General features: G+C 64.7%; 23 protein-coding genes. 21 read left to right on the top strand and 2 right to left on the bottom strand.

Going from position 1 to position 16,929, the window contains the following annotated elements; translation table 11 throughout:
- Positions 1–117 precede the first annotated feature (117 nt).
- Positions 118–2,652: a phage/plasmid primase, P4 family gene (locus G3N62_RS05685; RefSeq protein WP_241012886.1), complete on the bottom strand. Its 2,535-nt coding sequence runs from the start codon at positions 2,650–2,652 to the stop codon at positions 118–120.
- A 179-nt stretch (positions 2,653–2,831) separates the two neighbouring features.
- The gene (locus G3N62_RS05680; RefSeq protein WP_175800898.1) at positions 2,832–3,050 is read right to left on the bottom strand and encodes a YdaS family helix-turn-helix protein; all 219 of its coding nucleotides are present in this window, start codon (positions 3,048–3,050) and stop codon (positions 2,832–2,834) included.
- An 82-nt stretch (positions 3,051–3,132) separates the two neighbouring features.
- Here G3N62_RS05680 and G3N62_RS05675 point away from each other — a divergent pair, with 82 nt between their 5' ends.
- The 21 genes from G3N62_RS05675 to xth all read left to right on the top strand — a co-directional run bounded on the left by G3N62_RS05675 (position 3,133) and on the right by xth (position 16,914).
- Entirely contained in the window at positions 3,133–3,939 is an 807-nt protein-coding gene (locus G3N62_RS05675) for an XRE family transcriptional regulator (RefSeq protein ID WP_206141167.1), read from the top strand.
- 158 nt (positions 3,940–4,097) lie between these two features.
- On the top strand, positions 4,098–4,409 hold the full coding sequence (locus G3N62_RS05670) for a hypothetical protein (protein ID WP_206141166.1): 312 nt from the start codon (positions 4,098–4,100) through the stop codon (positions 4,407–4,409).
- Positions 4,410–4,438: 29 nt separating this feature from the next.
- Positions 4,439–4,735, top strand: a complete 297-nt coding sequence (locus G3N62_RS05665; protein ID WP_206141165.1) for a hypothetical protein — start codon at positions 4,439–4,441, stop codon at positions 4,733–4,735.
- Positions 4,736–4,830: 95 nt separating this feature from the next.
- Complete coding sequence (locus G3N62_RS05660; RefSeq protein ID WP_206141164.1) at positions 4,831–5,442, top strand: hypothetical protein; 612 nt, start codon at positions 4,831–4,833, stop codon at positions 5,440–5,442.
- A gap of 6 nt (positions 5,443–5,448) precedes the next feature.
- Complete coding sequence (locus G3N62_RS05655; protein ID WP_206141163.1) at positions 5,449–5,988, top strand: Nmad5 family putative nucleotide modification protein; 540 nt, start codon at positions 5,449–5,451, stop codon at positions 5,986–5,988.
- The gene (locus G3N62_RS05650; protein WP_206141162.1) at positions 5,985–7,361 is read left to right on the top strand and encodes a DUF2800 domain-containing protein; all 1,377 of its coding nucleotides are present in this window, start codon (positions 5,985–5,987) and stop codon (positions 7,359–7,361) included. The genes G3N62_RS05655 and G3N62_RS05650 overlap by 4 nt, the downstream gene beginning before the upstream one ends.
- Positions 7,358–7,630 (top strand): hypothetical protein, encoded by a 273-nt coding sequence (locus tag G3N62_RS05645; protein ID WP_206141161.1) that lies wholly within the window; start codon positions 7,358–7,360, stop codon positions 7,628–7,630. Before G3N62_RS05650 ends, G3N62_RS05645 begins: the two co-directional genes overlap by 4 nt.
- 28 nt (positions 7,631–7,658) lie before the next feature.
- Positions 7,659–8,264: an ssDNA-binding protein gene (locus G3N62_RS05640; RefSeq protein WP_206141160.1), complete on the top strand. Its 606-nt coding sequence runs from the start codon at positions 7,659–7,661 to the stop codon at positions 8,262–8,264.
- Positions 8,265–8,324: 60 nt separating this feature from the next.
- Positions 8,325–8,891 carry a hypothetical protein gene (locus G3N62_RS05635; protein WP_206141159.1) on the top strand — a complete coding sequence of 189 codons (567 nt, stop codon included), beginning with the start codon at positions 8,325–8,327 and terminating at the stop codon, positions 8,889–8,891.
- Positions 8,888–9,238, top strand: a complete 351-nt coding sequence (locus G3N62_RS05630; RefSeq protein ID WP_206141158.1) for a hypothetical protein — start codon at positions 8,888–8,890, stop codon at positions 9,236–9,238. The genes G3N62_RS05635 and G3N62_RS05630 overlap by 4 nt, the downstream gene beginning before the upstream one ends.
- Positions 9,210–9,596: a hypothetical protein gene (locus G3N62_RS05625; protein WP_206141157.1), complete on the top strand. Its 387-nt coding sequence runs from the start codon at positions 9,210–9,212 to the stop codon at positions 9,594–9,596. The genes G3N62_RS05630 and G3N62_RS05625 overlap by 29 nt, the downstream gene beginning before the upstream one ends.
- Positions 9,557–10,357 carry a hypothetical protein gene (locus G3N62_RS36385; protein WP_206141156.1) on the top strand — a complete coding sequence of 267 codons (801 nt, stop codon included), beginning with the start codon at positions 9,557–9,559 and terminating at the stop codon, positions 10,355–10,357. Before G3N62_RS05625 ends, G3N62_RS36385 begins: the two co-directional genes overlap by 40 nt.
- Positions 10,354–12,516, top strand: coding sequence for a DNA polymerase I (locus G3N62_RS05615; protein WP_206141199.1), 2,163 nt, complete (start codon positions 10,354–10,356; stop codon positions 12,514–12,516). The genes G3N62_RS36385 and G3N62_RS05615 overlap by 4 nt, the downstream gene beginning before the upstream one ends.
- Positions 12,517–12,518: 2 nt before the next feature.
- Complete coding sequence (locus G3N62_RS05610) at positions 12,519–12,797, top strand: hypothetical protein (protein WP_206141155.1); 279 nt, start codon at positions 12,519–12,521, stop codon at positions 12,795–12,797.
- Between the two features lie 3 nt (positions 12,798–12,800).
- Positions 12,801–13,457 (top strand): hypothetical protein, encoded by a 657-nt coding sequence (locus G3N62_RS05605; protein WP_206141154.1) that lies wholly within the window; start codon positions 12,801–12,803, stop codon positions 13,455–13,457.
- Between the two features lie 10 nt (positions 13,458–13,467).
- Complete coding sequence (locus G3N62_RS05600) at positions 13,468–14,058, top strand: VRR-NUC domain-containing protein (RefSeq protein ID WP_206141153.1); 591 nt, start codon at positions 13,468–13,470, stop codon at positions 14,056–14,058.
- Positions 14,055–14,198, top strand: coding sequence for a hypothetical protein (locus tag G3N62_RS05595; protein ID WP_206141152.1), 144 nt, complete (start codon positions 14,055–14,057; stop codon positions 14,196–14,198). Before G3N62_RS05600 ends, G3N62_RS05595 begins: the two co-directional genes overlap by 4 nt.
- Complete coding sequence (locus G3N62_RS05590; protein ID WP_206141151.1) at positions 14,198–14,353, top strand: hypothetical protein; 156 nt, start codon at positions 14,198–14,200, stop codon at positions 14,351–14,353. The genes G3N62_RS05595 and G3N62_RS05590 overlap by 1 nt, the downstream gene beginning before the upstream one ends.
- Positions 14,350–15,810, top strand: a complete 1,461-nt coding sequence (locus tag G3N62_RS05585; protein ID WP_206141150.1) for a DEAD/DEAH box helicase — start codon at positions 14,350–14,352, stop codon at positions 15,808–15,810. Before G3N62_RS05590 ends, G3N62_RS05585 begins: the two co-directional genes overlap by 4 nt.
- A 26-nt stretch (positions 15,811–15,836) precedes the next feature.
- On the top strand, positions 15,837–16,052 hold the full coding sequence (locus G3N62_RS05580; protein WP_206141149.1) for a helix-turn-helix domain-containing protein: 216 nt from the start codon (positions 15,837–15,839) through the stop codon (positions 16,050–16,052).
- An 85-nt stretch (positions 16,053–16,137) separates the two neighbouring features.
- Positions 16,138–16,914, top strand: coding sequence for an exodeoxyribonuclease III (gene xth / locus G3N62_RS05575; protein ID WP_034188957.1), 777 nt, complete (start codon positions 16,138–16,140; stop codon positions 16,912–16,914).
- Positions 16,915–16,929 lie beyond the last annotated feature (15 nt).

Raw genomic sequence — 16,929 nt, 5'->3', positions numbered from 1 at the left:
AAACTTTTTTCGCCTATATAGAGACAAAAAGTTTATGAAAAGTGGGGGTTTATCGTCGCTAACGTCGCAACTTCGGCCCCGCGCCCTTCAACAACGTGCAAACTTCTGCGCGTTCACTCAGCCAAGGTCACTACCTTCGAAGTCAACTTCGTTGTTCACGCAAATTCCTGCAAATCCGCGTCCGCGAATTCCGTGAGTGTCTTTAACTTGCAAAAAACCACGCGCACCAAGGCGACGCGCCAACGCGCGCGAATTAGCAATAAATCGCAGTTCACCGCGCTGCTCGGCGAACGAGCGCCAGGATCGCCACAAGTCCTCGTTCGATGACGCGGCCCCGTTGTCGGTCTTGCAGCGCTCGTCCATCCACTCGCCGAGCAGATCCATGTCGGCCTTGTACGCATCGCGCGCCGCAGCTACGGTCTTTGGCGGCCTCAGCCCGTGCTGCTGGTAGGCAAGCGCGCCGCGCACGCACCACGCGAGCACGCCGGCCAGCTCTGCCGCGATGCGCTGCGCCCGGCCGGGATCCTTCACGATGTCCGGATCGCGGTCGAAATTCCGTGTGAACGGCACGAGCATCAGGCGCCGCCAGATCGCGTGATCGTCGCCCTTCACGATCGGGCGATGGTTGGTCGGCATGAACGCGACCCACGTCGGCACGATCTCGACCGTCGCTTTCGCGTACATCCCGCGCGCCGGGATCGGATCACCGCCCGTCATGCTCTTGATCAGCCCCTCGCGCAGCTCACTGCCCTCGTCCGGTTCGCTCACGTAGACGAAGCGCGCGCCGCGCAAGCGCAGCAGATCCTCTCGCGCTGCGCCGGCTGAGCCACCGCCACCCGCGCCGGCCGACAGGAAGGTTTCGGCGCTGGCCGACTTCGCGTGCCCACCGAACGCACTGCGGATCGCGCCGAGCACGGTCGACTTCCCGTTCGAGCCCATACCGTAGGGGATGGCGAGCAAATCCTCGATCGGCACGCCCATCAGCGCGTAGCCGATGAGGCGCTGGAAGAACTCGATCTGCTCGGCGTCGTTGAAAAACACATCGCGCACGGTCTGCTCGAACAGCGGCGCGGCCGCGCGCGGATCGTACGACAGCGGCGTCACGACGGTGATACGGTGCGCCTTGTCCGGCGCCAGCAACTCGCCCGTGCGCAGGTCGACGGCCCCATTCGCGACGCCGAGCAGATGCGTGTGCCGGTCGAGCTCGGTGACGGGCACGACGACACGCGGGTCGGATGCAGCGAGCCGGATCATGTTCGCGACCATCGCGGCTTTCTGGCAGATCGCGCAGAACTTGAAGAATTCGATCCGTTCCTCGGCCGTCTGCAGCTCGTCGGCCTCGTCGGGCAACGCGCGGATCGTCTCCTTCGCCATGTGCGCGAGCTCGACGTCGGCAGCCTGCCGCCAGTAGACGCCCGTCCACATGTACCACTTCTCGATCTCGGGCACGTACATCAGCCCTTCGCCGTACCGATCGAGCATGCGCTCGGCATTGCCGAACTCGGTGCGTGCGCGGTAGCCCTTCGGCGGCTCGTCGGCGCTCTTCTTTTTCGCGGCGCGCGGCGGTTGCTCACCCGTACCGGTCGGCGCCGGCGCTTGCGGTGCGCGGGCCTCGATTACCGGCTCGGCAGCGCGCGGCGCGCCGACGGCCACCGCCTCGACGCGGGCCGCGACTTCGAAGTCGTCTTCGATCGGCTCTTGCCAGCCGTGCGCGCGTGCCAGGTGCAGCACCGTGCGACCGGTGATCGGCGCGCGCTCGTCGACGCCAGTCTTGCCGATGTGCGGCCACACGCGCTCATCGAGGAAGCGCGGCTCGTACTTGCTCGACCGCGCCGAGAACTCGTGCGCGAGCGCCAGGCCGGCGTCATCGCCGCGCGCCGCGTGATGGATCGCGAACACGACGTTGCGCCATTCCTCGTAGTCAAGCTCGTCGTCACCCGCGTTCGGGATCATGTCGAGCGCCGACTTCAGCGTTTCGAGCTCGACAGGCACGTCGACCGCGCCGGGCATCACGATTTCCTCGCGCGCGACGTGCGGCACGGGCGCGCTCGTCGGCCAGTCCATTTCCGCCGCGTATTCCTTCGGCATGTCGTCCAGCTCGAACGAATCGAGCGGCACCGACTTACCTGCCAGCGGCAGCACGAACATGTTGCCGAACCCGTCGCTCGGCACGCTGTTCTGTTTCGGGAAGACCTCGACCTGGCCGGCGGCCACGCCCTTCACGCCGTCGCGCAGATCGCACGCGGCGAGCGCGTCGCGCAGCAGGCACCGCACGCTGTACGCGTCCTGCGGCTCGTCCCACAACAGGTAAATGTGCAGCCCCGCCCCGCCCGACGAACGGAACGGAATCGGCCGCTGCCCGCACGCCTCGAGCCGCGCCATCACGCGCAGCGCCGCGGCCTGCATGTCGTACCACGACGTTTCGCCCTTGTGCGAATCGAGATCCAGGCACGCGACGCGCGTCGTCGACTCGCCCGGCGCGATCTGCGCGGCGCCGTAGGCCGGGCCGCCGTTCACGTGATGCGCGAGTTTGTCAGGCGTGAGCGGCCGGCGAATGTGCGACGGCGGCCCGTCGCGCTTTATCCAGCAGTGCGAAGTGACGACGCGCGAAACGATCGGCGCGAGCGCCGCGACCAGAGTCTCATTATTCATAGGAATTGTGCGCAGAACCGCGCGAAGATGGGGTGTCGGCGGGTGCTCGCGATGCCGACCCAATTTGCAGATTCGGATGCGTTTTGCATGGACGAATACCCACACAGGCAGTACGGGTATTCCCGTATGTGCCTGATTTATCGGTTAATGTTCGGCCCGTGTTAGGTCTTACCTGACACTTAGACGGGCAGTCCGTCGCGCGGATTGGGGTACAGCGCCGGCGCAATTTGGTGCGGCGTGAACTTCCATTTCGTCAGCTCGGCCAGGCGCAGGACGCGCGGCTCGGGCACGCGGCCCTTGTCGATCCACTCGTAGATGGAGATTCGCGAGATGCCGAACGCGGCCGCGACGACGGTTGCGCCGCCGGCCTCGGTTACTGCGTCCTTGATGAGTGACACGTTGCCCCCGTTCAATGTCAGGTATTGCTGTACATGTTAGTTATGTGCCGCTGTACAGTCAACTGAAAGATAGGAGATTGTCGTGACCGAAGCCGCACACATTGGCACCCGCATCCGCGCACTGCGCCTGAAGCACAAGCTAACGTTGCAGCAGGTCGCCGATGAGTTCGGGATCACGCGCGCATCTGTCGCGGAATGGGAAAGCGGACGCTCCAAACCGGATATGGTCCGCTTGTCGAAACTCGCGTTCTTGCTGCAGACGACGGTGCCTTATCTCCTTGATGGCGACATGACGTTGCCCGGCGACGAGCCCGACACGAGCGTCAGTGGTAAGCACTTCAAGTTCGACCCGCCGACGGTCATCAATTCAGCCGCGGCTCGCGCCCGTCTACGCGCGGCCCCTGCGTCAGAGTTCACGAAAGCGAAACAAACCCCAAAGATTGTTGACGAACCAGTAAGCAACATTACAGAATGGCCAGTCGGAAAGCTGCCCCTAATTTCGTGGGTGCAAGCAGGTGACTGGAGCGAAATCGTGGACAACTTTCAACCGGGCGACGCTGAGGACTGGATCGCGTGCCCGTTCCCGAGCGGGCGACACGGCTTCGTGCTGCGCGTTGTCGGCGACAGCATGTATAACCCGGGCGGCGACCTGTCGTTTCGTGACGGCGACTTCATCAGCGTGAACCCGGAACGCGACCCTCTGCACCGTAGCCTGGTGATCGCGCGCCGCAACCGCGAGAAAGCAACGTTCAAGCAACTGTTGCTCGACGAAAGCGAAGGCCCGATGCTGCACGCACTCAACCCGAACTGGCCCACGCGATATATTCCGTTCGACAAGACGACCGAGATTATCGGCGTCGTCACCGGCCAGTGGCGCCCGCTCGTGTAACGCGCACCCTACCCCGCCAAACCGATACCCGCCGCGTGCGGGTATTTTTTCGCACTTTATGTACAGTGTCGCTTGACACTCACGTACAGCGTCGCCTACGATTCGTGTACAGCATTGCCTTACGTGACGCTACAAACGCAACACGAAGGGGAACGACGATGGCACTCGATCACGGTCTGCTCAATCTGCCACTCGCGAAGCGCGGCGACATCGACGCCCAGATTGACGCGTACAAGCGCGAGCAAGCAGCAGCCGAGAAGTCCGCTCGGAAGGCGCGGGTCGAGCAGCTGAAGCAGGACAAGGCAGCCGCAGCGCCCGTTCTCGCGCGGCTTCTCGCCGACGTCGAGCTGATTAATAGCAAGGCTGCCGAAATGAATGTCACGCCGAAGACGCTTCGGGATCAGTTGAAGAGCTGGGCGACGTGGCAACCGAAGAACCTGATCGCGCTCGGCGCGAAGTGGCTGGCCTAACCAACCCATCCCGCTACAGGAGAAAGACGATGAACATCGAGATCACCGACGCAATCAAGAAAGAAGTGATCCGCCAATTGGTTGCGCAGTTGAAGGAAGACATTCGCTCGCAGATCGGCGTGAAGAAGATCGCCGATGAACTGCGTATTGCGGTGCGCGCTCAGCTTACGAGTGAGATCGCGGGTGACTTTCACCGCAAGCTCAACACGTCCGATCTGGTGAACAACGCCATGCGCGACGCAGAGCAACGGATCAACGATCGAATCGAGAAAGCGATCCAGCGTGGCGTCACCCTGCGAATCTCGCTCGGCGAGAACGCCGCCTGACCACCCGCTCCCGCCCTGCGGGCAATCACACCACACCGACTTTGCATCACCCGCCGCGGCCACACAAGCCGCACAACCGTTAAGGAGTGCTTTACATGTCTCTCGAACAGGCCATCGCCGAAAACACCGCGGCGATCAAGGAACTCACCGCCGCGCTGATTGCATCCGGCGCGCTGCAAACCGCGCAGGCAAGCGCCGCGCTCCACTCCGCACCCGGCGTGCAGGCTGTCGCCGCCGCGCAGAAGCAGCTGAACGACAAGGAAGCCGCTGCTGCAAAAAAGCCGACGTCGGGCACGGCAACGGATGCGACTGCCGCCGCTGCCTCGGATGCCGCGCAGACCGCGACCGTATCGAAGCCGTCTGGCGCGACGTCTGCACAGACTCCCGAGAAATCCAGCGCCGAGCAGCCGAGCGGCGAGCTCAAGCCGTGGGCCACGCACACGGCTGAGATCTACGCCGAGCTGAAGGACGCCGAGCCGACGCTCGAGAACGTGAAGCGCCTGATCGTCACCGGCATCAATTCGAAGATCCCGGGCGACGGCCGCGCGATCGCCGAGGCCGTGCTCGCCCGCTTCGGTGCGAACGCTGTCAGCGAGAAGGCCGGCAAGCGCGGCCTGACCGCCGATCAGTACGCCGACGTCTTCGCGTACGGCCTGCGCGTGCTGGCCGGCACGCTCGACCCGCGCGAAGCCGAGACGCAGGAGTAAGCCGCCATGCGACTGACCACCACCATGCGCGAGGCATTCGTTGCGTCTGTTCTCGACGACGTGCCGTACGTCGATCACCAAGAACAAGCACGCGTTCTTGCCCAGAAATGGGCCGTCGACCACCTGCCGCCGAAATTGCGCGCTCTCTACAAGGAATTCGGAGATCACTTCAATCACGCATATATCGGGCTCCCCGGCTCGTTGTCGTCGGTGACGGTTGTAACGAGCGGCTCCGGCTCCGACACGAAGGCGGTGATGCAAACGGACACGCCGTTCTGGTCGCAGATCGTCGAACTGTCCAAGCAGCGTGGCGAACAGCTCGAATCGCGTAAGACGCTGCGCGCCAAGATCAGCGCGGCGATCGCTGCCTGCACGACCGTTAAGCAGGCGCACGAACGCCTGCCGGAATTCGCGAAGTACCTGCCGTCGCCCGACGCTGCGGTCGACCGCACGGTTCCGGTGATCGCGAACCTCGTTGCAGATTTGACCGCCGCGGGCTGGCCGAAGGGCAAGAAGCCGGCCACGCGGAAGGCGGTGCGCAAATGAACCAGACTGCCATCGCGGCCGTCGTCGAGGATCAGGAGCACGCGCTCCTGTCCCCCTCGTCGGCCTATACCTGGATCGAGTGCGCCGCGTCGACGGCCGCGCAGATCGGCCAGCCGGACGAGTCGAGCGAGTACGCCGACGAAGGTACCGCCGCGCACGAGCTCGCGAAGTGGTGTCTTGAACAACGGCGCTACGCCGACGAGTTTATCGGCACGGTGATCCCGGTCGGCAAGGTCACGCGCCGTGACGAGGAATCCGGCGACACGATCACCGAGCCGCGCCGCACGTTTGAAGTCGACGAGGAAATGGCAGCCTATGTCGATATGTACGTCACGGAGATTCACGACCGTGAGACGCTGCTGAAAGCTGCGGGCGCCGAGGTGACGCTGCTCGTCGAGCAACGGCTGTCGATCGAGCACATCACGGGCGAGCCCGGCGCGAAGGGCACGAGCGACTGCGTGATCATCGCGACGTGGCCGGACGGCCGCGCCGAGATCGAAGTGCGCGACCTGAAGTACGGGCGTGGCGTCGCGGTGCAGGCCGAACGCAACTATCAGGCCATGATCTACGCTGATGCGGCGCACGAGGAACACAGCGCGTTCTACGACTTCGAGCGCATCAACATCGTGATCCATCAGCCGCGCGTGAACGAGAAGCCGAGCGAGTGGGCCACAACGCCCGCCGACCTGCACGCCTGGATCGCTGAAACCGCGAAGCCGGCCGCCGAGCGCGCGCTGCTCTACGTCGACAGCGTCGAGCTCGCACCGCTCAGCCCGAGCGACTTCAACCCGGGCGAGAAGCAGTGCAAGTTCTGCAAGGCCAAGGCCGTGTGCCCGGCGCTCGCCGCGCACGTCGAGCAGACGATCGGCGCTGACTTCGAAGTGCTCGAAGCCGTCGCCGCGTACGACGTGCCGAAAGAGTACGTCGACACGAACGTCAAGCTGCTCGACAACGAACGCCTCGGCCTGATCTACGCGTCGCTCGACCTGATCGACTCGTGGGGGAAGGCCGTGCGCGGCCGCATCGAGCACGAGCTGCTGCAGGCTCGCGCGGTGCCCGGCGTGAAGCTCGTCGCCGGCCGCCGCGGCGCGCGCCAGTGGAACGAACCGGAAGCCGCCGAGGCGTTGCTCAAGTCGATGCGCCTGAAGCAAGACCAGATGTACAACTTCAAGCTCATCAGCCCCACGCAGGCCGACAAGCTGCTGTCGAGGGAATCGCCCCGCCGCTGGAAAAAGGTCGAGGCCCTGATCGTGCAGCGCGACGGCCGCCCGTCGGTCGCGCCGGACTCCGACCCGCGCCCCGCCCTCGAAATCCAACCGCCGGAAGACGACTTCGAAGTCGCGACGGCCGACGACGGGAGCGACCTCGCATGACGCACGACCAGTTTTCCAACCCGCAGCGCACTGTCGTCGACGCGCTGAAGCAAGCCGGTTTCTCCGTTTTCGATACACAGACGCTACTGCGCGCTGTCCGTGAGCCGGCCGAGCAGTCACTCGCGGCGCAGCGTCGAGAGCGGATTGCCGCACAGATGTTGGCCGCGTTCCTCGTCAATGGTCATGTGTTCAGCAATTCGCAAGCGATGGACGCTGTCAATGCCGCGCTCGGCTACACCGATCTGTTGATCGACCGTCTCGACCAGTAACCCCTATTCCACCGAAGGAGCACCACCCATGAAAGTCAAGCTCACCAACGTCCGTATCGCCTTCATCAACAACCTGCGCACGGCCGCTGAGTTCGAAGCCGGCGACGGCAAGTTCCGCTACAGCGCGACGTTCCTCGTCGAGAAAGGCAGCGAGAACGACAAGGCGATCGAGGCAGCAATCCAGGCGGTCGCGGCCGAAGGCTGGCCGAAGAAAGGCCCGGCAATGGTCGACAGCTTCCGCACCAACTCGAACAAGTTCTGCTACCAGAACGGCGACCTGAAGGACTTCGACGGCTTCGAAGGGAACATGTACATCGCCGCGCACCGCAAGCGCGACGACGGCCGCCCGCTGCTGCTCGACAACGTCGCCGATCCGGAAACCAACAAGCCGGCGCGCCTCGTCGACGCGAACGGCGACTGGTTGCCCGGCAAGGAAGGCCGCATCTACGCCGGCTGCTACGTGAACGCGACGATCGACATTTACGCGCAGACGAAGACCAACCCGGGCATCCGCTGCGGTCTGATGGGCGTGCAGTTCCACGCGCCGGGCGACAGCTTCTCGGGCGCGAGCCGCGCGAACGAAGACGACTTCGAGGCGGCCGCGCCGGCGGAAGCCGAGGACGAGCTCGGCTGATTGCAGCGCCGGGCCTCGTGCCCGGCCGCACACTGATACGCGGGGCGCTCGTCTCCAGTCGTGGCCGGCGCCACGGCACAAAACCCTTTCTCGCTAACCGTCGCCGCCCGCAGTCAGCCGCACGGCGACGGCATGCGCAAACCGCGAGCGCTGAAATCAGACAGCGGAAAGATCGGGACGCCGGACATTCGGACTACTTATCAGGGGAACGTAATGCTGCACGAAAACAAACCCGTCGTTACCGTTCGCGTCGAGCACGGTAGCGGTTACTTGATGATGTTGCACGCGCACGTCGCATCTGCGCTGCCCGATGGTGCGCACGACCTGTTTGCCGCCCCCGTATTGACGGCGGCAGCACACGACGTGATCGCCGAGCGCCGCCGCCAAATCAACGTCGAAGGCTTCACGCCCGAGCGCGACGACGAGGTGCTCGCCGACGGCGTACTGGCGGAAGCCGCCGGCTCGTACGCACTGCACGCGTACAGCCAGCGATGCGCGTTCACGCCCGCGTGGTGGCCGTGGGCCCGCGCCTGGTGGAAGCCCGGCACGCCGCGCCAGATGCTCGTGAAGGCCGGCGCGCTGATCCTCGCCGCGATCGAGCAGATCGACCGCCGCGCCGCGAAATGAGCCTCGTTCTGCCGCGCCGGCGCGTGCACATCCGCTGCAGTCGGGAGAAGTGCAAACGGCGCTTCACTCTGCCGAAGCACCCCGACGAGTACGTGCGCGGATGGAAGTGCACCGGCTGCGGCGGGACGCGGTTTCGCGTGATCAACAACCGCGCGAAAGAAGCCTGCGCGACCGAGTGCCAATGCGGCGCGTTCATCTGGACAGGCTCGACCGGTCGCTACGAATGCACGAAGCACCGCCGCGGCTCGGTCGGCTGCTTCTACCGGCGCAACGGCGAGGAACGCCAGCCGGGCGACGCCGACTACCTGGACCCGAACTATGAACCCGATACAGCAGATGCCGCTTGACCTGCGCGGCGGCCATCACGTCGGCCCGCTGTTCGTGCCCGTGAAGCGCCGCGCGCCGCTGATCACGTCCGGCCTGATGGCTGGCAAGCGCCGGCGTGCACGCGAGCGTCGCGCGACGCCGCCGTGGTTGTCGCAGGTGCAGCGAACGATGATCGCGATCCTCTACGCACGGGCCGAGACGCTGACGCGCGACACGGGCGTCCTGCACGTCGTCGATCACATCGTGCCGCTCGACGGGAAGCTGGTGTGCGGCCTGCACGTGCCGTGGAACATGCGCGTCACGCACTGGCGCGAGAACGCAGTGAAGGCGTGGCACACGTGGCCGGATATGCCGTTCGAACAAATGGAGCTTATCTAATGAAAGCCAAACGCATCGACTGGAACCCGTTCGGCGTCACTTACGAGACCGGCGACGACGAAGATAATCCCGGCCTGAACCGTATCGTCATCTACGCGTTTCGCTGGCGCGTCGAGTGGCGGCTGCCCGAGTTCGTCAAACCCTCTCGCGTGTGGGTCGATACTTCGCGGCACAGCTGGTCATCGGAATCCGGCGGCTATTGGGACGTGAACCCGCGCGAGTGGGGTTTCCGCGTATGTGACGGCTCCCTGCAAGTGTTCCTCGGCCCGCAGACGAACGATAGCGCGACCACGAAAAGCTGGTCGAAATTCTTGCCGTGGACGCAGTGGCGTCACGTGCGCATCAGCTACTTTGATCCGGCTGGCGAACACTTGCGCACGTATTTCGACACGACCGATCGCGAAGTGCGGCGTGCGCAGTCGGATTCGCGGTACGAATTCGAGAAGGAAATGCCGAAGGCCATCTTCGTGTTTCGCGACTACGACGGCGAGGTGATCGAGGCCACCACGCACATCGAGGAACGTGAGTGGCGATTCGGCGAAGGCTGGTTTAAATGGCTGTCGCTGTTCCGCCGCCCAAAGATCCGCCGCTCGCTCAGCATCGAATTCAACAAGGAAGTCGGCCCGCGCAAAGGATCGTGGAAAGGCGGCACGATCGGGCACGGCACCGACATGATGCCTGGCGAGACGCCCGTTCAGGCGTTCGCGCGCTACTGCCTCGCGCACAAGCTCACGCTGCTGTCACAACAGGCCGACGCATGAAGCTCTGGCTCGATACCGAAACGTATAGCCCCACCCCGCTGAAGCACGGCACGCACCGCTACGCAGAACAGGTCGAGGTGATGATCTGGACGTGGGCGGTCGACGATGGCCCGGTCGGCACCTGGGACGTGACCACCGGTACGCCGATGCCGGCCGAGCTCGACATGGCGATCGACGAGGCCGATGAATACTGGTGGCAGAACGGCGGCATGTTCGATCGCGTCGTGCTGTCGCACGCCGAGCCGGAGATCTTCGCGCGCATGCCCGAGCACAAGTGGCGCGACACTCTGGTGCAGGCGTACGCGCACGGCCTGCCCGGCTCGCTCAGCATGCTCTGCGAGATCTTCAACGTGCCCGTCGACCAGGCGAAGGACAAGGAAGGCGCGCAGCTGATCCAGTTGTTCTGCAAGCCCCGACCCGCATTCAGCGAACTGCGCCGCGCTACGCGCGAGACGCACCCCGAGCAGTGGGCGAAATTCCTCGCTTACGCCGGCAACGACATCACCGCCATGCGCGCCGTGCACAAGGCGATGCCGCGCTGGAACTACCCGAACAACGTCGATGAGCTTGGGCATTGGCATCAGGATCAGCGCATCAACATGCGCGGCATGCAGATGGATGTCGAGCTCGCCGAGGCCGCGGTGCGCGCGATCGACCGCGCGCAGAAGGATCTCGCTGCGCGCACGGTCGAGCTCACCGACGGCGAAGTCGCGAAGGCCACGCAACGCGACAAGCTGCTCGCGCACTTGCTCGCCGAATACGGCGTCGACCTGCCCGACATGAAGAAGTCGACGCTCGAGCGCCGCATCAACGATCCGGACCTGCCCGACCCGCTGCGCGAGCTGTTGGCGATTCGGCTCGAAGCGACGATGACGAGCTCGTCGAAGTACAAAACGCTGCTGCGCGGTGTGTCGGCCGACGGCCGCCTGCGCGGCCTCATGCAGTTCTGCGGCGCCGCGCGCACGGGCCGCGTCGCGCACCGGCTGTATCAGCCTGGCAACATGCCGCGCCCCGACGTCGGCCTGATGGCGCGCGAGCTCGGCCTGCCGAAGTTCTCGGACGGTGACGGGGAACGCTACACCGAGCTCGGCATCGAGGCCCTGAAATCTGGCTGCGCGGATCTCGTGTTCGAGAACGTCATCGGCCTGACGGCGAACGTCGTGCGAGGCTCGATCATCGCCCCACCCCGCCGCAAGCTCAATGTGTCCGACTTGTCGAACATCGAAGGCCGCGTCGCCGCATGGCTCGCTGGCGAGAAGTGGAAGCTGCAGGCGTTCCGCGACTACGACACGATCCTTGGCGTCGACGAGAAAGGCAAGGAGATCCGTAAGGGCGTTGACCTCTACATCCAGGCTTACGCGCGGTCGTTCGGTGTGTCCGTCGAAAGCGTCACGAAGGCCATGCGCCAGCTCGGCAAAGTGCAAGAACTCGCGCTCGCATACGAGGGTGGCGTCGGCGCGTTCGTCACATTCACACTGACGTACAAGATGGAACTGGAAGCGATCCGCGCCGCGGTCTTTGCAGCGCTCAGCACGATCGACCCCGAAGTCGTGCGCGAGGCACGCCGCATGTGGGATTGGGCTGTGAAGAAGCGCCGCACGCTCGGCCTACCGCAGGACGTGTTCGTCGCGTGTGACATCCTCAAACGCCTGTGGCGCGGTGCGCACCCCGAAATTTCGGGGTACTGGGAGGAACTGAAGAACTCGGCTGTACAGGCGATCAGCTCACCGGGCAAGACCGTGCACGCGCGGCGCGTAATCCTGCGGCGCGATGGCGAGTGGCTGCGCGTGCAACTGCCAAGTAAGCGTCAGCTCTGCTATCTCGCGCCGCGCGTGAGCGACGACGGCGAGATCAGTTACATGGGTGTGAACCAGTACACCCGGAAGTGGCAGCGCACGAAGACGTACGGCGGGAAGATCTTCGAGAACTTGTGCCAAGCCGTCGCGCGCGACGTGCTGTTCTACAACGCGCCCGCCGTCGAGGCTGCCGGCTACGACATTGTGCTGTCGATCCACGACGAGCTGATTACAGAGACGCCTGACACCGACGACTACTCGGCCGACGAGCTGTCGCAGCTGATCGCGACCGCGCCGGCGTGGGCCGAAGGCATGCCGCTGGCCGCCGCCGGCTTCTCGGCGTACCGCTACAAGAAGGACTGATCATGGGCGAAATTGCAGACGACCACCTCGACCGCATGTTCGATCGGATGTTCGACGACGAGGACAGCTTTTTCACCGGCCGAGCGCCCTTCCGGCGGGGCTTCGACCGCACGTGCGAGCGCTGCGGCAAGGCCGGTTTGAAGTGGCGCGAGGACGATACCGGCTGGCGCCTGTACGAGCGCGAACGCGGCGATCACAACCAGCTCCTGCGGCACGAATGCAGCCCGCCGTCCGAAGACGATTTCGTCGTCATCGACCCCGCCGAAAATTCTCGTTGTTAGGCATTGCTGTACGTTCGTGTTAGGTGTATTGTACAGCAACACCTAACACGAACGGAGAACGGCGTGCAGACCATCCACTTCACCATCGCGCAGCTCAAGGCGGCGCAGTTCCTCGCGGCTGAGAACGACATCCGCGCTTACTTCAACGGTGTGTTCCTCGAAGCCACGCCGTTCGAAACCCGCTGCGTCGGTTGCGACGGCACGAAAATCGGCGTCGTACGTTACGCGGTCGAGAACGACATTTCCGTCGACACCGCGCTGATCGTCCCGAACGACATCATCGACAAAGCCAAGGTGACGAAGCGCGACATGCTGTCGCCCGCCCGCGTCGAGATCGACAACGGCCAGCACACGCTGTGCGTCGACGCACCCGGCCTGCGGTTGCCCTTCGCGCCGGTCGACGGCCGCTATCCCGAGTACCGCCGCATATTTCCGAAAGCGACGTCGGGTGAGCCGGGCCAGTTCGATCCGCAGTTGCTCGTCGCGTTCGCCAATGCTGGCAAGACGCTGATGCAAAAGTCGCACGCGCCCGTGCCGCGTCTCGCCTACAACGGCGACAACGCGCGTGTCACGTTCGACAACTACGACGAGTTCGCGGGCGTGATCATGGGTTGGCGCGCACCGAAGAATTCGCGCCCGGCCGATGTCACCTGGATCTAAGGAAACGGCAATGCTCGAAAAGACCGTCGAAACCTACCTCGTCGACCGTGTCCGTGCAGCGGGCGGCGACGCCTACAAATTCAGCAGCCCCGCGCGCGTGAGCGTGCCCGATCGGATCGTCGTGTTCCCGCCGGCGCGGATCTACTTCGTCGAGCTGAAACGGCCCGGCGGCAAGCCGACGCGTGGCCAGGAGCGCGAGCACGAACGCCTGCGCGCGCTCGGCTGCGACGTGCGTGTGATCGACAACCGCGAAGCTGTCGACGCGTTCGTGCGTGAGGCCAGCGCGCACCGCTACCACGCACCTGCGGACGATCGCGAAATTTTTCTCGTGATGGCGAACACGATGTACGAAGGGAGTGATCCGGCCCGTGCATTCGCCAGCAAGGAAGCGGCCGACGCCTTCGCGCAGCGATGCCGCGACTACGAAGACGCACGCAAGCCCATTCCGGAAATCGACACGCCGCAATCGGAATGGGATAGCTGGTATGCGTCGGATCGGGCTTGGGAACAAGCCCACCCGGCTGCGCCGTTCTCGCGCCGTGACAGCTATGACGTGACCCCGCTCGCGTTCGAACCGGCCACGAACGGAGACGCAGCATGAAGGCCGCGATCTACGTCTCAGCTTGCGTCGGCGCGCTCGTCATGACGCTCTGCCTCGCCGGCACGCTCGGCATCGGCCACTTCCGCCTCTACTACGGCCTGACAGCAGTCGAGTTCTGCGCAGCGGGGTACGGCACGTGATGCAGACGATCAAGCCGCGCGCGCGGCAGCTCAGCCCGTTCAACTGGTATGTGACCGACCGCCGCGGCATCACCGCGTTCGACGTGACACTCGACGCCGCGCTCGCGCTGTACTTCCGCTGCGTGTTGCACGTGGCGACGGAGCGCCGCTCATGACCGCCCGCCGCAAGTTCACACCGTGGGAGTACCAGGGCCTCATCATCGAGCACGAGCAGGAGATCGAGCGCTCGAACGTATGGGCCGGTATGGGTCTCGGCAAGACGGTCAGCACGCTCACGGCGCTCGAATCGCTCTACCACTTCGGGATCGAAACGATGCCGTCGCTCGTCATCGCACCGTACCGCGTGGCTCAGTCGACGTGGCCGGACGAGTGCGAGAAGTGGGAGCACCTGGCCGGCATGGAAGTCGTACCGCTCGTCGGCGATCCGGCACGCCGGGCGATGAATCTGCGACGCGACGCGCCCGTGTTCTCGATCAATTATGAAAACGTGCCCTGGTTGATCGACTGGTTCAAGCACAACCCGCGCCCGTGGCCCTTTGGCACGGTGATCCCGGACGAGTCGACGAAACTGAAATCGACGCGCGTGTCGAACCAACGCAGCACCAAGGGCAAGGAGTTCGTGAAGAAGTCCGGCGGCAGCGTGCGCGGACGCGCGCTTGCCGAGGTTGCGCACACGAAGGTGCGTCGGTGGGTGAACCTGACCGGCACGCCGTCGCCGAATGGGCTGCAGGATCTCTGGGGGCAGCAGTGGTTCGTCGACGGCGGCCAGCGGCTCGGGCGCAGCTATTCGGCGTTCGAGGAACGATGGTTCCAGTCCGTGCCCGGCGGCAACGGCTACCACCAGACGCGCCCGCTGCCGCACGCGCAGCAGCAGATTCAGGAAGCACTCGCCGATTGCACGATCTCGCTCGACCCGGCCGACTGGTTCGATCTCGACGACCCGATCGTGCGCCCGATCTACGTCGAGTTGCCGGCGGCCGCACGGCGGCTCTACCGCGACATGGAACGCCAGATGTTCATGGAGATCGACGACAGCCCGATCGAGGCTCTGAACGCGGCGAGCAAGACGATGAAGTGCCTGCAGCTCGCGAACGGCGCCGTCTACAAGCAAGAGGACGACGGCCGCGACACCGCGCCGTGGCACGAGGTGCACGACCTGAAGCTGCAGGCACTCGAAGAAATCGTCGAGGAAGCGGCCGGCATGCCGGTGCTCGTCGCGTACCACTTCAAGTCGGATCTCGCGCGGCTGCAGCGCGCGTTTCCGCGCGGGCGCCAGCTCGACCAAAACCCGCAGACGATCCGCGACTGGAACGCCGGCAAGATCCCTGTGATGTTCGCGCACCCGGCCAGTGCCGGCCACGGCCTGAACCTGCAGGACGGCGGCAACATCCTCGCGGTCTTCGGCCACTGGTGGAACCTCGAGGAATACATGCAGATCGTCGAGCGGATCGGGCCCGTGCGCCAGTTGCAGGCCGGGCACCGCCGCCCCGTTTTCATCTACCCGATCATCGCGCGCGACACGATCGACGAGGACGTCGTCGAGCGCCGCGAAACGAAGCGCGCCGTGCAGGACATCCTGCTCGACGCCATGAAACGCCGCGCCGGCCGTTGACCGCGCGCAGACCAGGAGCAACCACCATGCACACGCCCCTTCAATCCCCGCCGGCGCCGACGCCGCCCGTGAAGCTTTACCGCGTCGCCGAGGTCTCGAAGATGCTCGGCGTCTGCCGGGCCACCGTCTACAATCTGGTGCGCGACGGCAAGCTCACGCTCGTGAAGATCGGCAAGCGTTCGAGCGGCATCACGTCGACCAGTTTGGACGCGCTTGTGTCGCGCCCGAACAACACAAAATGAATCGGGTAGCTAGATGGGTAGTCAAAACCGAATATCAGCTACCCATCGCCCGCAAACCCGCGCCAGATAAGGCGAAGAGGATTTAATGAAGATTGCCACCTGGAACGTCAACTCGCTCAACGTCCGCAAGCAGCATGTGCTCGACTGGCTCGCGCAAAGCGGCACCGACGTACTGTGCCTGCAGGAACTGAAGCTGCCTGACGAGAAATTCCCGCGCGCCGATCTCGAGGCGATCGGCTATCGCAGCTGGTTCACGGGCCAGAAGACCTACAACGGCGTCGCGATCCTCGCGCGCGCGTCGCTCGCCGTCGACGAATCGGACATCGTGCGCAACATCCCCGGCTTCGACGATCCGCAGCAGCGCGTGGTCGCCGCGACGGTCGACGGCGTGCGCATCGTCTCCGCCTACTTCCCGAACGGCCAGGCGCCCGACTCCGACAAGTTCGTCTACAAGATGCAATGGCTCGACGCGCTGCAGGCGTGGCTGCGCACCGAGCTGCAGCGCTACCCGAAGCTCGCGCTGCTCGGCGACTACAACATCGCGCCGGAAGACCGCGACGTGCACGATCCCGCGAAATGGGAAGGCCAGAACCTCGTGTCGCCGCAGGAGCGCGCGCACTTCGCGCAACTGATCGAGCTCGGCTTCGTCGATGCGTTCCGCCGCTTCGAGCAGCCCGAGAAAACCTTCACGTGGTGGGACTACCGGATGATGGCGTTCCGCCGCAACGCCGGGCTGCGCATCGACCACATCCTGCTGTCGCCGGCGCTCGCGGAAACCTGCACGTCGTGCGAGGTCGATCGTACGCCGCGCACGTGGGAACAACCGTCCGACCACACGCCCGTCGTCGCGGTCGTCGGCTGATCGTCCCATCCGCCC

Source organism: Burkholderia sp. Tr-20355 (assembly GCF_017104685.1).
Classification (GTDB): Bacteria; Pseudomonadota; Gammaproteobacteria; order Burkholderiales; family Burkholderiaceae; genus Burkholderia; species Burkholderia seminalis.
This window is presented reverse-complemented; position numbering and strand designations above follow the sequence as displayed.

What these genes read in the sequence shown, in the direction of transcription:
- G3N62_RS05625 (WP_206141157.1), top strand. Translation starts at nt 9,210, where the DNA reads ATGAACCCGATACAGCAGATGCCGCTTGACCTGCGCGGCGGCCATCAC.
- G3N62_RS05640 (WP_206141160.1), top strand. Translation starts at nt 7,659, where the DNA reads ATGAAAGTCAAGCTCACCAACGTCCGTATCGCCTTCATCAACAACCTG.
- G3N62_RS05660 (WP_206141164.1), top strand. Translation starts at nt 4,831, where the DNA reads ATGTCTCTCGAACAGGCCATCGCCGAAAACACCGCGGCGATCAAGGAA.
- G3N62_RS05615 (WP_206141199.1), top strand. Translation starts at nt 10,354, where the DNA reads ATGAAGCTCTGGCTCGATACCGAAACGTATAGCCCCACCCCGCTGAAG.
- G3N62_RS05685 (WP_241012886.1), bottom strand. Translation starts at nt 2,652, where the DNA reads ATGAATAATGAGACTCTGGTCGCGGCGCTCGCGCCGATCGTTTCGCGC.
- G3N62_RS05655 (WP_206141163.1), top strand. Translation starts at nt 5,449, where the DNA reads ATGCGACTGACCACCACCATGCGCGAGGCATTCGTTGCGTCTGTTCTC.
- G3N62_RS05630 (WP_206141158.1), top strand. Translation starts at nt 8,888, where the DNA reads ATGAGCCTCGTTCTGCCGCGCCGGCGCGTGCACATCCGCTGCAGTCGG.
- G3N62_RS05645 (WP_206141161.1), top strand. Translation starts at nt 7,358, where the DNA reads ATGACGCACGACCAGTTTTCCAACCCGCAGCGCACTGTCGTCGACGCG.
- G3N62_RS05670 (WP_206141166.1), top strand. Translation starts at nt 4,098, where the DNA reads ATGGCACTCGATCACGGTCTGCTCAATCTGCCACTCGCGAAGCGCGGC.
- G3N62_RS05595 (WP_206141152.1), top strand. Translation starts at nt 14,055, where the DNA reads ATGAAGGCCGCGATCTACGTCTCAGCTTGCGTCGGCGCGCTCGTCATG.
- G3N62_RS05590 (WP_206141151.1), top strand. Translation starts at nt 14,198, where the DNA reads ATGCAGACGATCAAGCCGCGCGCGCGGCAGCTCAGCCCGTTCAACTGG.
- G3N62_RS05610 (WP_206141155.1), top strand. Translation starts at nt 12,519, where the DNA reads ATGGGCGAAATTGCAGACGACCACCTCGACCGCATGTTCGATCGGATG.
- G3N62_RS05585 (WP_206141150.1), top strand. Translation starts at nt 14,350, where the DNA reads ATGACCGCCCGCCGCAAGTTCACACCGTGGGAGTACCAGGGCCTCATC.
- xth (WP_034188957.1), top strand. Translation starts at nt 16,138, where the DNA reads ATGAAGATTGCCACCTGGAACGTCAACTCGCTCAACGTCCGCAAGCAG.
- G3N62_RS05600 (WP_206141153.1), top strand. Translation starts at nt 13,468, where the DNA reads ATGCTCGAAAAGACCGTCGAAACCTACCTCGTCGACCGTGTCCGTGCA.
- G3N62_RS05650 (WP_206141162.1), top strand. Translation starts at nt 5,985, where the DNA reads ATGAACCAGACTGCCATCGCGGCCGTCGTCGAGGATCAGGAGCACGCG.
- G3N62_RS05665 (WP_206141165.1), top strand. Translation starts at nt 4,439, where the DNA reads ATGAACATCGAGATCACCGACGCAATCAAGAAAGAAGTGATCCGCCAA.
- G3N62_RS05580 (WP_206141149.1), top strand. Translation starts at nt 15,837, where the DNA reads ATGCACACGCCCCTTCAATCCCCGCCGGCGCCGACGCCGCCCGTGAAG.